Raw genomic sequence first — 13,856 nt, 5'->3', positions numbered from 1 at the left:
CTTGCCCGGGGTGAAGAGCTTTTAACGCCCCGGACCCTGCCACTTTGGGCTACCAAAGGTAGCGCTAAGTTATTTTTGCCGCTGGAGCCGCCCGTTCCGGGCGAGTCAGGAAACATGGCGGTCGCTTTTCTATTACATGTCCATTATGTCCGGTCACATACCCTGGCCCCATGGGACAGTGGCGCGGGCCGGACGGCATCCTGGTGGAGGCGATCATCCTTGACGACCGCCCGCTCCTCCGCGTCACCCACAACGTCGGCGGCCGGACGTACCTGCGCGGCTACTGCCACAACGTCACCGAGCTGCACCGCCACGGCGTCGACCTGGCCCAGCTCGTCGAGGACGGCCCACTTGACCATCCGGACACCCCCGGCCAGCCTTGACGATCAAGCGGACGGGGTAATGCACGCACCATGGTGCGGCTGCCGGCCTACGCGCCGATGCTCGCCCAGCTCGGCGCCCTGACCTCCGTCCAGGGCGAGGACTGGGCCGTCGAGATGAAATGGGACGGCGTGCGCGCCCTCGCGTACGTCGAGGACGGCACCGTCCGCCTGGTGTCACGCAACGGCAGGGACATCACCCCCGCCTACCCCGAGCTCCAGCTCATGGCCGGCGCCACGAAAGGCCGCCCCGCCGTGCTCGACGGCGAGATCGTCGCCTTCGACGAGGCCGGCCGCCCCAGCTTCGGCGCGCTCCAGCCGCGCATGCACCAGCGCAACCCGGCCGCCGTCGCCGAGCTGGCGAGGGCCGTGCCGGTGACGTTCATGGCCTTCGACATCCTGCACCTGGACGAGACGCCCACCATCGCACTGCCCTACACCGAGCGGCGGGAGCTGCTCGAAGGCGCGCTCACGCCCGGGTTCCGCTGGCAGGTGCCCGTCTGGTTCCCCGACCACGCCGAGCGCGCCCTCGACTCCTCCCGGCGGCTCGGACTCGAAGGGGTGGTGTGCAAGCGGCTGAGCTCGCCGTACCGGCCGGGCCGGCGCAGCGCGGAATGGACCAAGATCAAGAACGTCAGCGCCGTCGAGGTCGTCATCGGCGGCTGGCGGCCCGGCGGCGGCCGCCGCTCCGGCACGATCGGCTCGCTGCTGCTCGGCGCGCACGACGAACGCGGCCGGCTGCTCTACGTCGGCCACGTCGGCACCGGCTTCACCCAGGCCATGCTCGCCGACCTGCACCAGCGGCTCGCCCCCCTGGAGCGGCCGGACTCGCCGTTCGCCGAACCCGTGCCGCGCGAGCACGCCCGCGACGCCCGCTGGGCCGAGCCCCTCCTGGTCGGCGAGGTCCAGTACGCCGAGGTCACCGGCGACGGGCTGCTGCGCCACCCGTCCTGGCGCGGCCTGCGCCCCGACCGCTCCCCCGCCGACGCCCTCACCTCCGAGCTGCTTCCGCGCCGCGGCGACGCCGCCGCCGGCTGACCCCCGCCCGGACAGCCCCTCTCCGCTCGCCCGGCCGATCACGACACGACTCCCTTGACTACGGTTCGCCACATTGTCGTGACTTAAAGTGACCGAGAGGATTTCATCCGTATCAACGCCCAGGGGGGACACCGTGCGGAGAACACTGGTCATGACACTGGTCACGACGCTGTCCACGACGCCCGCCGCGCTGGGCGGCCTCGCCGTCCCGCTGCCCGCCGCGGCCGACCGCGCGCCGCACACCGCCGTGGCCGGCACGCAGGTCCGCGGCGGCGCGGAGTCGTCCCCCCTCATGCGCCCCGGCCGGGCCGTCCGCTACTGGACGCCCACCAAGCAGGCCAGGGCCAAGGCCGCCGACCTGCCCGCCACCCGGCCGCCCCTGGCCCCCGCCTCCGCCCGCCGCCTGCTCAGCGTGCCCGACGACAAACGCCTCACGCCCGGCGGCGACGCCAACGGCTACGCCCGCGTCCGCCGGCCGTACACCGGGGCCGGGCGCAGCCGCGTCACCGGCCGGCTGTTCTTCGTCAACTCCGGCGGGCGCGGCGACTCCTGCAGCGCGAGCGTCGTCCGCTCGGCGTCCGGGCTGCTCGTCGTGACCGCCGCCCACTGCGTCTACAGCGTCCCCGAAGGGGCCGAGCGCGGGAAGTGGCACACCAACTTCGCCTTCGTCCCCGCCTACGACGGGCGCGCCGCCGGCGAACGGCAGCGCGAGCCGTACGGACGCTGGGGCGGCCGCCGCGCCTGGAAACCCGACGGCTACACCGGCCTGGCCGGCGGCGACTGGAACTCCGTCTACGACGTCGCCCTCATCGAGGTCGGCCGGCGCGAGCGCACCCTCCAGGAGGCCGTCGGCGCCTTCACCCCCGTCCGCAGCCAGGGCGGCCGGCACACCGTCATCACCGCCGGCTACCCCGGCGTCCTCGGCAGGAAGCCCTACGACGGCAGGGACCAGCTCTGGTGCCTGGCCCGCACCCGCCCGGCCCGCGCCCTCGCCGCCGTCAACGCCGCCGCCGGCCCGGCCACCCAGCCCGCCACCGAGCCCGCCACCGAGCCCGCCACCGAGCCCGCCATCGAGCCCGCCGACGACCCCGCCACCGGCCCGGCCGGCAAGCTGGAGACGTACAACTGCCACCTGTCCAAGGGCCACAGCGGCGGCCCCTGGGTGCTCCGGGGCACCCGCGACCTCGTCGGCGTGCTGTCGGCCGGCACCGAGGACGGCGAGTCCGACGGCTACTCCGTCGCCAACGCGCTCAACGTCGAGAGCTACGGCGCCATCGTCAAGAAGGCCGACCCGCGCGGCGTCTACGACGCCCTGTCCATCACCGCCACCGGCCCCGCCGTCCCCGTGCGGCGCGGCCAGACCGCCACCGTCACCGCCACCGTCACCATGGGCGGCCTCATGGGCGCCACCGAGGTGCCCGTCACGCTGCGCGTCCCCGAGGGCGCCACACTCGCCGCCGTCACCGGCGCCGCCTGCGCCCGCACCGCCCAGCAGGCCACCTGCGCGATCGGCGCCGTACGGCCCGGCGACCCGGTCCAGCTCACCGTCCGCGTACGCCTCGCCGCCGACGCGCCGCGCCAGGTGCCGGTCACCGCGCACGTCGCCGCCACCCGCCTCGACCCGTCGCCGCGCGACAACACCGCGGTGGCCCGCCTCCCGGTCGGGGACTGAGGCGCCTCACGCGCCCACCGGCTCCTCCAGCGTGCGCGCCAGCAGCCACGCCAGGACCGGGAACACCACCAGGCAGGCCAGCGCCACCCGCAGCGAGGACGCCTCCGCGACCGCGCCGACCAGCGGGCTGGTCAGCCCGCCCACGCTCACCGCGAGCCCCAGCGTCACGCCGCCCGCCGTGCCCACCCGGTTCGGCAGCAGATCCTGGCCCAGCGTGACATGCAGGGAGAACGGGACATACAGGGCGATCGAGGAGGCGGCCACGAAGACGTACACGGCCGGTCCCGGCGCGAGCACCACGCCCGCGACCGCCGGGACCGCCGCCGCGTACGCCAGCCGCATCGTCCGCACCCGCCCCCAGCGGGCCGCCAGCCGCCCGCCCAGCACCGTCCCCGCCGCGCCGCCCGCGAACAGCACGAACAGCGCCACCGCCCCCGCCGCCCCGCCCCCCACGTACAGGGCGACGAACGTGCTCAGGCCCACGTACACCACCGACCGGAACACGATCACCAGCGTCAGCCGCGTGAACGAGCGCCAGTCGTCCCGCCCGCGCACGGCCCGCGCCCCTTCCCGCCGCGTCCCGCCGCCGCCGCCCGTCAGCGCCCGCACCGCGGGCAACGTCACCAGCGCCCCCGCCACGGCCGGCACCGCCAGCAGCGGCGACGCGCCCAGCCCCCACGCCGCCAGCAACGGCGTCACCAGCACCGGAGCCGCCGCGAAGCCCAGCGTCCCGCCCAGCGAGAACCAGCTCATCCGCACATGGCTGCCCGCGCTCGCGATCCGCGCCAGCCGCGCCGACTCCGGATGGTAGGCCGCCACCCCCAGCCCGGACAGCGCCACCGCCAGGCAGGTCAGGACGTACGAACCGGCCACGCCGCCCGCGGCCACCCCCGCCCCGGCCACCACCATGCTCACCGGGATCAGCCACGGCATCCGCCACCGGTCCGTCAGCAGTCCGAACAGCGGCTGCACGACCGACGACAGCAACGTCGCCGCCAGCACCACCCCCGACACCGCGACGTAGCCGTACCCGCGTTCAAGCACGAGGAAGGGCACCAGGGCGGGCACCGCGCCCTGGTAGAGATCGACGGCCGCGTGCCCGGCGGCCAGCATGGGGACCCTGTTCACACCCCCGATCGTCGCCCGCCCGGCCGGTGGCCCGCTTCCGATAAAGTGCCAAGCCATGCCGGAGATCCGCCACCTCGCCGAGGCGCCCACCGGACGGCGCCCGCTCGCGCCCGGCGGCGGCATCGACGCCCACCGCCACGACACCCACCAGATCGTGTACGCCTGCCGCGGCGTCCTGTCCGTCACCACCGACGCCGGCGTCTGGGTGGCGCCCGCCAACCGCGCGATCTGGGTGCCCGCAGGGACCGTCCACGAGCACCGCGCGCACGGCGACACCGACCTGCGCCTCATCGGCCTCACCGGCGACCCGCTCGCCCTCGGCCGCCCCGCCGTCCTCGCCGTCGGCCCCCTGCTCCGCGAGCTGATCATCGCCTACACCGGCGACCCCGGCGACCTCGGTGACGGGGAGCGGGAGCGGTTGCTGGGGGTGCTGCTGGACCGGCTGCGGCGGGCGCCCGAGCAGCCGTTCCATCTGCCCGCGCCCACCGACCCCCGCCTCGCCACCGTCTGCGCCGCGCTGGAGCGGGACCCCGCCGACCGCAGGACGCTGGCCGCGCTGGCCGCCGGGGCGGGCACGAGCGAGCGCACCCTCGCCCGGCTGTTCAGGAACGAGCTCGGCATGAGCTTCCCCCAGTGGCGCACCCAGCTCCGCCTGCACCGCGCGCTCCTGCTCCTGGCCGACGGGCTGCCGGTGACCGCCGTCGCGCACCGCTGCGGGTGGGCGTCGGCGAGCGCGTTCATCGACGCGTTCCGGCGCGCCCTGGGGTACACCCCCGGCCGCGCCTTTACAATGTAGATTCGCTACAATCGCTCTCTGTGAGCAAAGCGAAAGGCAAGGGCGGCACGCCGGCCACGATGGCCCTGACCAAGGCCAGGGCCGACTTCACGCTCCACCCGTACGACCACGACCCCTCCGCCCAGGCGTACGGCGAGGAGGCCGCCGACGCGCTCGGCATCCCGTACGAGCGGATCTTCAAGACCCTCGTCGCCGAGGTCGAGAGCGGCCTCGCGGTGGCCGTGGTGCCGGTGGCGGGCAAGCTCGACCTCAAGGCGCTCGCCGGCGCGCTGGGCGGCAAGCGGGCCGCGATGGCCGACGCGGCCAGGGTCGAGCGGGTCACCGGCTACGTCGTGGGCGGCATCAGCCCGCTCGGCCAGCGCAAGCCGCTCCCGACGGTGGTCGACTCCTCCGCGCTCGACTTCCCGACGATCTTCTTCTCCGCGGGCCGGCGCGGCCTCCAGATCGAGACCGCGCCCGACAACCTCATCACGCTCACCCGCGCCGTCACCGCCCCGATAGGCAAGACCGGCTGATCAGTGCCGGTGGCGCCGCGCCCAGGGAGGCCGGTGCCCGCGCCCTGGCCGCCCCCAGCGCTCGCGCGGCCCGTGCGGCGGCCACTCCAGCGACGGCACGCCCGGCGTCTGGCCGAGCAGCCACTGGAAGAGCCTGCGGTGCCGGCGGAAGGCCCGGTCGCCGCGCCGCTTCTTCCGCTTCTCCTCCTCGGCCAGCGCCTCCTTGAGCCCGGGCGTGTTGCCGCCGCCGAAACGGCTCATGTCCGGCGGGTGGAAGCGCCGGGGCTCGACCGCCCGCAGCGCCGGCCCCATCGACTCCACCCAGATGGGCCCCGGCAGCGACGCGCCCTGCACCGAGCCGTAGTAGTCGTCGCCGATCCGCACGTCCCGCAGCGGGTAGCGGTAGGAGCCCCGGATGTCGCCGACGCTGACCGCGGCCGCGAGCTGCGGCGTGTATCCGGCGAACCAGGCCGAGGTGTAGCCGTTGTTCGTGCCGGTCTTGCCGGCGGCCGGGCGGCCGATGCCCTGCCCCTTCATGGTGCCCTTGTCGAAGACGCCTTCGAGCACGTGGTTGACCGCGTCCGCGACCGGCCGCTCGATGGCCTGCTCGCAGGAGGGCGGCACGTGGGTGCGCCGCCCGTCCCTGCCGATGATCTCGACGATGGCGAGCGGCCGGCAGTAGGTCCCGCGGGCGGCGAACGCCGCGAACGCCGCCGCCACCGTCACCGGGTCCATCTCGTTGATGCCCAGCGTGAACGTCGGCACCTCGCGCAGCGGCGTCCCGTCGGCCCTCGCGATGCCGAGCGCCTTGGCGGTCTTGACCACGTTGCACAGCCCGACCTTGCGCTCCAGCATCATGTAGAAGATGTTCACCGACTTCCAGGTGCCGGTCTCGATGCTGTGCGGGCCGCCCTCGCCCTCGCCGCTGGCGTTGAGCACGCGGGTGCCGGGGTCGTTGACCGGCCGGCCCTCGCAGTTGCGGTAGCCGGCGGCCGGCACCAGCGCCCCGGGCGTCTGGAAGCCGTCGCCGAACCTCCACCCCTGCCGCAGCGCCGTGGCCAGGGTGAACACCTTGAACGTCGAGCCCGCCTGGAAGCCCTGGCCGCCGCCGTGGGCGACGTCGGCGACCAGGTTGAAGGTGGTCCTCGGGCCGTTCTTGCGGTTGCCGGGGTTGCGGCCGAACCGCTTGCTGGCGGCCATGGCCCTGATCCGTCCCGTGCCCGGCTCGACCATGGCCTCGGCGGCCACCTCGGTGTCCTGGGGATGGACGTGGCGGCGGATGGCACGCTCGGCGGCGCGCTGCGCGGTCGGGTCGAGGCTGGTCCTGATCGTCAGGCCGCCCCGCGCCATCCTGGCCCTGCGGATCGACGGGGTGTTGCCGAAGACGGGGTTCGACAGCAGCTCGCGCTGGACGTACAGGCAGTAGAAGGGGTAGGTGCTCTGCTCGCAGCCGCCGGGCTCGGGCCGCAGCCTGATGCCGAGCGGCGTGCCCTTGGCCGCCGCCGCCTGCTGCTGGGTGATGATCTTCAGCCCGGCCATGCGGTCCAGCACGAGGTCGCGCCGGGCCCGCAGCCGGGCGCGGTGGGCCGCGCCGAGCGAGGGATCGGTCGAGTACGGCATCCGCACCGCCCCCGCCAGCGTGGCCGCCTGGGTCAGCGTCAGCTCGGCGGCCGGGATCGAGAAGAAGCGGCGGGCCGCCGCCTCCACGCCGTACGCCCCCGCGCCGAAGTAGGCGATGTTGAGGTAGCGCTCCAGGATCTCGTCCTTGCGGTACTTGCGCTCCAGCGCCATCGCGAGCCGCAGCTCCGTGATCTTGCGGGCCAGGTTGGGTGCGCGGGCCCGGTCGCGTTCCTCGTCGGTGCGCGCGCTCTCCACCAGGATGTTCTTGACGAGCTGCTGCGTCAGCGACGAGCCGCCCTGGCGGATGCCGCCCGCCTGGGTGTTGGTCAGCAGCGCCCGCAGGGTGCCGCGGACGTCGAGGCCGCCGTGCTCGTAGAAGCGGGCGTCCTCGATCGCCACGATGGCCTTGCGCATGATCGGCGAGACCGACGCCAGCGGCACCGCCGTCCTGTTGGCCTCGTAGAACTGGGCGAACGGCCGGCCGTCGCGGTCCAGCAGCCGGGTGACCTGGGCCAGCGGCTCCTCGCGGGGAGCGGCCGGCAGGTCGACGAAGGTGTCGGCGACGTTCTTCGCCGCCAGGCCGCCCCCGCTCACCACGGGCGCGGCCAGCGCCGCCGCCAGCACGCCGGCCAGCGCGCCGGTCAGGGCGAGCGTTCCGGCGGTCCTGAGTACGGTCACTCAGACGATGTGCAACCGGATGATCAGCGGCAAACGTCCGGTTCCTGCCTCTTTACCGTTGCCTGCGAATGTTCAGACCCAGCGAGGCGAACTGCTGGAACGGCCGGTGGTAGCCGCGCTCGATGTGGTGCACCCCGCGCAGCGTGGACGGCCCGTCGGCCACCGCCGCCGCCAGCACCGCCGAGAACCCGGCCCGGATGTCGGGCAGCGTCACGTCGGCGCCCTTGAGCTTGGACACGCCGCGCACTACCGCCGAGTGGCGGGCGTTGGTGTCGTGGTAGCGGCAGGCCGGGCCGCCGAGGCACTGGTCGAAGACCTCGATCTCGCAGCCCATCTTCTGCAGCGCGGGCACGTACACCAGGCGGTTCTCGAAGACCGTCTCGTGCAGCACCGACATGCCCTGGCTCTGCGTGAACAGCACCATGAGCGGCGTCTGCCAGTCGGTCATGAACCCCGGATGGGTGTCGGTCTGGACGGCCGCTGCGCGCAGCCCCTCCGGCGGCGCGGTCGCGCACAGGTACTGGTCGTTGATCTCGAAGTCGGCGCCCATCCTGGCGAGCGTGGTGATGGCGGTCACCAGACGGTCCTGCGGGCAGCCGTGCACCCGCACCTCTCCCCCGGTCACCAGACCGGCCGCCAGGTACGAGAACGCCTCGATGCGGTCGCCGTTCAGCCAGGTGGAGGCGCCGCGCAGCCGTTCGACGCCCTCGATGACGATCCTCCGGTCGGGCGACAGCTCGATCCGCGCCCCCATCCGCTGCAGGAACAGCGCCAGCTCCACCACCTCGGGCTCCATGGCGGCGTTCTTCAGCACCGTCTTGCCCTCGGCCAGCACCGCCGACATCAGCACCGTCTCGGTCGCGCCCACACTCGGGTACGGCAGCTCGATCCTGGTGCCGCGCAGCCGTCCCGCCTTGGCGTAGATGCCGGTGTCGCCCACCTCCACCTCGGCGCCCATCGAGCGCAGGGCCTCCACGTGGAAGTTCACCGGCCGCCGCCCGATGGGGTCGCCGCCGACCAGCGGCACGAACGCCTCCCCCGCCAGGTGCAGCAGCGGGCCGAGCATGAGGATCGGGATGCGGTTGAGCCCGGTGAAGGCGTCGGGCACCCGCGGCTCGATGTGCTCCCCCGGCTCGATCCTGATCTCGGGGCCGTCGATCCGCACGTGGATGCCGAGCGCCTCCAGCATGGCGGCGGTGATGCCGACCTCGCCCACCTCGGGCGCGTTGTGGATGCTGCTCTCGCCGGTGCCCAGCATGGCGGCGACCATGTGCTTGGAGACGCCGTTCTTGGAGCCGCGCACCTCGACGTCCCCCCGGAGCGGGCCGGAGGGCTCAATCAGCCAGACCTCTTCTGCAATCACGAAGCGAGCCTAGCCGGGGGATACCATCGAGTGATTCGGACGGAGATATCAGGGAGCGTGGAGTGACGAGGGAAGTACGCGCCTTCGCGGTAACTGTCCTCGTCCTCGCCACACTCGGGATCGGCGCCGGGCTGCTCTGGTCCGCCGTGTCGCCGCGCGCCCCCTACCAGGTCACCGAGCGCGGGCTCGTGCTGGCCGACCTCTCCACGCAGGCGCTCATCGCCGCCGACGGCTGGTACGCGGTGATCACCGGCGGGCTCGGGCTGCTCTGCGGCGCGGCCGGCTGGCTCGCCGGGCGGCGGTGGATGCTGGGCGTGCTGGCCGGGCTCTGCGTGGGCGGGAGCGCGGGGGCGGCGCTCACGTACTGGATCGGCTCGACGTTCACGGTCGGGGCCGCCACGGTGGAGGCGGCGGCCGTGCCCGGGGTGAAGATCGTCCCCGGGGCGCTGGCGCTGACCGCGAACGGTGTCGCGGTGGCCTGGCCGCTGCTCGCGGTCGGGCTGTTCGGGCTGCTGGAGGGCATGCACGGCTACCGCGAGTCGTCGCTGCGGCAGCCGTACGGTGAAGGCCCTCTCGGCGGGCCGCTCAGCGGGCCTCTCGCCGGGCCCTCCGGCGGGCCGCTCGGCGGCGGGGACGGCTCCGTCCGCGGCTAGCGCCCTCGTGGGCGGCCACTGACCGGACCACCCATGATGGACCGGGTCAGCCGTCCCGCGCCCACGCCCGCAGCTTCTCCGGGTTGCGCACCGCCCAGATCCGCGTGACGCGACCGCCGGCGATCTCGAACGAGGCCACGGTCTCGACGGCGCCGCCCCGCCTGGCCACCAGGCCGGGCACCCCGTTGACCGGCCGCTCCAGGAGTTCGAGCTCCGGGGCCAGGGCGGCGATGGCGACCATTTGACGCGCTCGCCGGGCTGAAGCCCGACGATTCTGGCCTGTGCCACTGTCGTTCACGCGGCGGCACTTCCTTGGCTTCCTGCTTCGACGGGCCGTGCCGGGCTCGCGCCCGGCCTTACCGGCCCTCCACAGGCGTTTTGCCTCTCCGCCCGTCCGGCGGCGAGGATATTGAGCGCGGCGTTGATGTCCCGGTCGTGGGCCGCACCGCAGGAGCAGGTCCACTCCCGCACCGACAGGGGCATGTCCTGCCGTACGGCTCCGCATACCGAGCACAGCTTGCTACTCGGGAACCAGCGACCGACCTTGACGAAGGTCCTGCCGTACAGGCGCGCCTTGTACTCCAGCATGGCCACGAACGACGACCAGCCCGCATCATGCACGCTCTTGGCCAGCCGGGTGCGCGCCAATCCCTTGACCGCCAGGTCCTCCACATACACCGCTTGGTTCTCGCGGATGAGCTGTGTGGAGAGCCGGTGGTGGAACTCGCGGCGCGCGTCGGCGACCCTGGCGTGCCGCCGGGCGACCACAAGCCGGGCCTTGGCCCGGTTCTTGGAACCTTTCTCCTTACGGGACAGGGCCTTGTGCGCCCGCTTGAGTTTCTTCTCCGCCCGGCGCAGGAACCGAGGCGAATCGATCTTCCGCCCGTCCGACAGGACAGCGAAGTGTCCAAGACCCAGGTCGATCCCGCTCTCGATCCCGCTTTCCGGCAGGGGTGAGGCGCTGACCTCCACGACGAAGGACGCGAAGAACCGGCCCGCCGCATCCTTGATCACGCTCACGCTGGACGGCTCGGAGGGCAACTCCCGCGACCAGCGCACCGCCACCTCTCCGATCTTCGGCAGGCGTAGCTTTCCGCCCGGCGTGATCGAGAATCGGGCGTTGCGGGTGAACCGGATCGCCTGCCGGCTGTCCTTGCGGGACCGCAACCGGGGAGCGCCCAGCTTCGGGCCTTTGCGTTCGCCCGACAACGAGGCGAAGAAGTTGCGGAACGCCCTCGTGCAGTCGGCCAGCGCCTGCTGGAGCACCACCGCCGACACCTCGCCCAGCCACACCCGGCCGGGGCGCTTCTTCGCCTCGGTGATGACCTGCCGGGACAGGTCGGCGTCGGTGACGAACGGCAGGCCGGCCTCATGCGCGTCGTTACGCAGCCGCAGCGCGGCGTTGAACACGACACGCGCGCAACCGAACGCCTTGGCCAGCTCGATGTGCCGGCCCGGTGTCGGGTCGAGGCGGAAGCCGTAACGGAGCTGCACACGATCATCCTACTATTGGCTTATGGCCGAGTACCGCGATATCAGGACCGGCAGGCACTGCGTTTTCGTCCTGCACGCTCATTGGTTTTCGTGACCAATGTTCCGCCACCAGGTCTTCAACGGCGAGCACCTGACACGGCTGGAAGAGATCATGAGGGATGTGCGCGCCGACTTCGAGACCGAACTGCGTAAGTTCAACGGCGAGAACAATCACCTCCACCCGCTGGTGAACTTCCCACCCAAGATCGCCCTGTCCAAGCTCGTCAACTCGTTGAAAGGGGTGTCCTCGCGGTGGATGCGCACCGAGTTCCCCGAACCGGCCCACCACTACTACCGGGCGAACAAGCTGTGGCCGGGCTCCTCCTTCGCAGGGTCGGCAGGCGCAGCTGCCATCAGTGTCCTGCGCCAGTACATCGAGCAGCAGAACCGGCCGGTCCGAGCAGGGTGGACGCCGGTCCGCCTGGCGGCGAATCGGCTGTCCTTGCCCCGCTACGCGAGACGGTCGGCTTCACCCCCGGCCTGAAGGCCGGAGCACTACCGACGATTCTGGTAGCGGGCGATCTCGGCGCCTCCCTCGACCGGCTGAAGGGCCGCGCTGACCAGGCCGCCGCCGTCGGCGGTCAGCACGGCGGCCGGGTCGAGCAGGTCGACGAGGGACGCGATGTCCTGCGCCTGCCAGGCCTCCTTCACCCGCCGGACGGTGGCGGCCAGCTCGGCCGCCGTCCCCGGCGTCCCCGCGGCCCGCGCCCGCCGCCGGGCGGAGGAGGCGAGCTGCTTGCAGGCGGCGGGGGTGCGGCCGAGGACGCCGGCGATCTCCGCGAACGGGTAGCGGTAGACGTCGTGCAGGACGAACGCCACCAGCTCGGCGGGCGTCATCGACTCCAGGACGACGAGGAAGGCCGTGGTCACGGACTCGTCCATGACCAGCAGGTCGGCGGGGTCGGCGCCGGATCCCGGCCCGGCGCGCTCCGGCAGCGGCTCGGGCAGCCACGCGCCGACGTAGCGTTCGCGCCGGGCCCGCGCCGAGCCGAGCACGTCCAGGCAGACGCGGCCGGGTCCACGTTCCCCTGGGCGTCCTGATGTTCGGCCTGAGCGTGCTGGCGCTGGCGCGGCGCTGACGCCCTCGCCCGGACGTCAGAGGGGCGGGCGGCGCAGGCCGTGACCGGTCGCCTGCTCGAAGGCGCGGGCCACGCGCAGCACCCGCGCGTCGGCGAACGGCGCGCCCACGATCTGCACCCCCACCGGCAGCCCCTCGGGCGTGAACCCGGCCGGCACCGACGCGGCCGGCGCGTGCAGCACGCTGATCCAGTACGCCGAGCGCATCCACGCCAGGTAGTCCGGCAGCTCCTGCCCGTTGATCTCGCTGACGTACGGGTGCTCGACCGGGAACGGCGGCACCTGGCTGACCGGCGCGATCAGCACGTCGTAGACGTCGAAGAAGGCCGCCATGCGCTGGTAGAGGCGGCTGCGCGCCCGCTCGGCCCGCGCCAGGTCCTCGCCCGTGACCTTGCGGCCCTGCTCGACGTTCCAGGCCGTGTTGGGGCCGAGACGGTCGAGGTCGCCGAAGGACAGCGCGTAGTTCCAGGCCCGGTAGGTGCGGAAGGCGTCCTCGGCGTCCGACAGGTCGAGCTCGACCTGCTCCACCCGCGCCCCGAGCCGCTCGAACACGGCCGGCGCGGTGGCGGTGACCGCCGCCGTGCGCGGATCGACGGGCAGCCCGCCGAGGTCGGGGCTCCACGCCACCCGCATCCCCCGCACGCCCTCCTCCGGCTCCGGCGTGAAGAACTCCTTGATCGCGTACGGCGAGCGCCGGTCGAACCCGGCGACCGCGCCCAGCATCAGCGTGACGTCCTCGACCGTGCGGGCCATCGGCCCGAGGACCGACAGCGTGTACCAGGCGTTGACGTCGGAGACCACCGGGACCCGGCCGGGGGTGGGCCGCAGGCCCACCACGTTGCAGAACGAGGCCGGGTTGCGCAGCGAGCCGCCCATGTCGGAGCCGTCGGCCAGCGGCACCATGCCGGTGGCCAGCGCCACGGCCGCCCCGCCGCTGCTGCCACCGGCCGACCTCGACAGGTCGTAGGGGTTCCTGGTGGCGCCGAACACCTCGTTGACCGTGTGGGAGCCGGTGCCGAACTCCGGCGTGTTGGTCTTGCCGATGCTGATCGCGCCGGCCGCGCGCAGCCGCTCGACGATCAACTCGTCCCGGTCGGGGACGTGGTCGGCGTAGACCGGCGAGCCGTAGGTGGTGCGGATGCCGGCGGTGTCGACGAGGTCCTTGTGCGCGACGGGCACGCCGTGCAGCGGGCCGCCGGGCTCGCGCGCGTCGGCCGCCTTCGCCGCGTCGAGCGCCTGCTCGGCGGCCAGCGTGACGACGGCGTTGACGTGCGGGTTGACCTGGTCGATGCGGTCGAGGCAGGCCCGGACCGCCTCGACGGCGCTCACCTGCCTGGCCCTGATCAGGCCGGCCAGCTCGGTCGCGCTGAGGTAGTGCAGTTCACTCACCCTGACGATCCTGCCCCACGGGGCGCGGGCGGGCG

14 protein-coding genes are annotated in these 13,856 nt (G+C 73.3%); 7 read left to right on the top strand and 7 right to left on the bottom strand.

Annotated elements, in window-relative coordinates:
- Positions 1-170: 170 nt before the first annotated feature.
- The 3 genes from Nocox_RS15595 to Nocox_RS15585 all read left to right on the top strand — a co-directional run bounded on the left by Nocox_RS15595 (position 171) and on the right by Nocox_RS15585 (position 3,090).
- Positions 171-383, top strand: coding sequence for a hypothetical protein (locus Nocox_RS15595; protein WP_020543827.1), 213 nt, complete (start codon positions 171-173; stop codon positions 381-383).
- 30 nt (positions 384-413) lie between these two features.
- Positions 414-1,418, top strand: a complete 1,005-nt coding sequence (ligD, locus tag Nocox_RS15590) for a non-homologous end-joining DNA ligase (protein WP_020543828.1) — start codon at positions 414-416, stop codon at positions 1,416-1,418.
- Positions 1,419-1,569: 151 nt separating this feature from the next.
- The gene (locus Nocox_RS15585) at positions 1,570-3,090 is read left to right on the top strand and encodes a trypsin-like peptidase domain-containing protein (protein WP_020543829.1); all 1,521 of its coding nucleotides are present in this window, start codon (positions 1,570-1,572) and stop codon (positions 3,088-3,090) included.
- Between the two features lie 6 nt (positions 3,091-3,096).
- On the opposite strand, the gene Nocox_RS15580 is transcribed toward Nocox_RS15585, so the two are convergent.
- Positions 3,097-4,218: an MFS transporter gene (locus Nocox_RS15580; RefSeq protein ID WP_211212690.1), complete on the bottom strand. Its 1,122-nt coding sequence runs from the start codon at positions 4,216-4,218 to the stop codon at positions 3,097-3,099.
- A 55-nt stretch (positions 4,219-4,273) separates the two neighbouring features.
- Here Nocox_RS15580 and Nocox_RS15575 point away from each other — a divergent pair, with 55 nt between their 5' ends.
- Positions 4,274-5,014, top strand: a complete 741-nt coding sequence (locus Nocox_RS15575; RefSeq protein ID WP_020543831.1) for an AraC family transcriptional regulator — start codon at positions 4,274-4,276, stop codon at positions 5,012-5,014.
- Positions 5,015-5,073: 59 nt separating this feature from the next.
- The gene (gene ybaK, locus Nocox_RS15570; RefSeq protein ID WP_020543832.1) at positions 5,074-5,529 is read left to right on the top strand and encodes a Cys-tRNA(Pro) deacylase; all 456 of its coding nucleotides are present in this window, start codon (positions 5,074-5,076) and stop codon (positions 5,527-5,529) included.
- Here the strand turns inward: ybaK and Nocox_RS15565 are convergent, their stop codons facing one another.
- Both Nocox_RS15565 and murA read right to left on the bottom strand, forming a co-directional pair.
- Positions 5,530-7,806: a transglycosylase domain-containing protein gene (locus tag Nocox_RS15565; RefSeq protein WP_084685702.1), complete on the bottom strand. Its 2,277-nt coding sequence runs from the start codon at positions 7,804-7,806 to the stop codon at positions 5,530-5,532.
- A 52-nt stretch (positions 7,807-7,858) separates the two neighbouring features.
- On the bottom strand, positions 7,859-9,169 hold the full coding sequence (murA, locus tag Nocox_RS15560) for a UDP-N-acetylglucosamine 1-carboxyvinyltransferase (protein WP_246649794.1): 1,311 nt from the start codon (positions 9,167-9,169) through the stop codon (positions 7,859-7,861).
- Positions 9,170-9,231: 62 nt separating this feature from the next.
- Between murA and Nocox_RS15555 the strand changes: the two genes are divergently transcribed.
- Positions 9,232-9,822: a hypothetical protein gene (locus Nocox_RS15555; RefSeq protein ID WP_020543834.1), complete on the top strand. Its 591-nt coding sequence runs from the start codon at positions 9,232-9,234 to the stop codon at positions 9,820-9,822.
- Positions 9,823-9,868: 46 nt separating this feature from the next.
- On the opposite strand, the gene Nocox_RS15550 is transcribed toward Nocox_RS15555, so the two are convergent.
- The gene (locus Nocox_RS15550) at positions 9,869-10,063 is read right to left on the bottom strand and encodes a hypothetical protein (protein ID WP_020543835.1); all 195 of its coding nucleotides are present in this window, start codon (positions 10,061-10,063) and stop codon (positions 9,869-9,871) included.
- A 53-nt stretch (positions 10,064-10,116) separates the two neighbouring features.
- Positions 10,117-11,316, bottom strand: coding sequence for an RNA-guided endonuclease InsQ/TnpB family protein (locus Nocox_RS15545; protein WP_219495626.1), 1,200 nt, complete (start codon positions 11,314-11,316; stop codon positions 10,117-10,119).
- A gap of 97 nt (positions 11,317-11,413) precedes the next feature.
- Between Nocox_RS15545 and tnpA the strand changes: the two genes are divergently transcribed.
- Complete coding sequence (gene tnpA / locus Nocox_RS15540) at positions 11,414-11,839, top strand: IS200/IS605 family transposase (protein ID WP_425517773.1); 426 nt, start codon at positions 11,414-11,416, stop codon at positions 11,837-11,839.
- A gap of 11 nt (positions 11,840-11,850) precedes the next feature.
- Here the strand turns inward: tnpA and Nocox_RS15535 are convergent, their stop codons facing one another.
- Both Nocox_RS15535 and Nocox_RS15530 read right to left on the bottom strand, forming a co-directional pair.
- Entirely contained in the window at positions 11,851-12,351 is a 501-nt protein-coding gene (locus tag Nocox_RS15535) for a sigma factor-like helix-turn-helix DNA-binding protein (RefSeq protein ID WP_020545529.1), read from the bottom strand.
- A 99-nt stretch (positions 12,352-12,450) separates the two neighbouring features.
- The gene (locus Nocox_RS15530; protein WP_020545528.1) at positions 12,451-13,821 is read right to left on the bottom strand and encodes an amidase; all 1,371 of its coding nucleotides are present in this window, start codon (positions 13,819-13,821) and stop codon (positions 12,451-12,453) included.
- Between the last annotated feature and the right edge of the window lie 35 nt (positions 13,822-13,856).

It is taken from the genome of Nonomuraea coxensis DSM 45129 (assembly GCF_019397265.1).
GTDB classification, from domain to species: domain Bacteria; phylum Actinomycetota; class Actinomycetes; order Streptosporangiales; family Streptosporangiaceae; genus Nonomuraea; species Nonomuraea coxensis.
This window is presented reverse-complemented; position numbering and strand designations above follow the sequence as displayed.

Coding starts and splice junctions, on each gene's coding strand:
- Nocox_RS15550 (WP_020543835.1), bottom strand. CDS start 10,063: ATGGTCGCCATCGCCGCCCTGGCCCCGGAGCTCGAACTCCTGGAGCGG.
- tnpA (WP_425517773.1), top strand. CDS start 11,414: ATGTTCCGCCACCAGGTCTTCAACGGCGAGCACCTGACACGGCTGGAA.
- Nocox_RS15575 (WP_020543831.1), top strand. CDS start 4,274: ATGCCGGAGATCCGCCACCTCGCCGAGGCGCCCACCGGACGGCGCCCG.
- Nocox_RS15595 (WP_020543827.1), top strand. CDS start 171: ATGGGACAGTGGCGCGGGCCGGACGGCATCCTGGTGGAGGCGATCATC.
- Nocox_RS15585 (WP_020543829.1), top strand. CDS start 1,570: ATGACACTGGTCACGACGCTGTCCACGACGCCCGCCGCGCTGGGCGGC.
- ligD (WP_020543828.1), top strand. CDS start 414: ATGGTGCGGCTGCCGGCCTACGCGCCGATGCTCGCCCAGCTCGGCGCC.
- ybaK (WP_020543832.1), top strand. CDS start 5,074: ATGGCCCTGACCAAGGCCAGGGCCGACTTCACGCTCCACCCGTACGAC.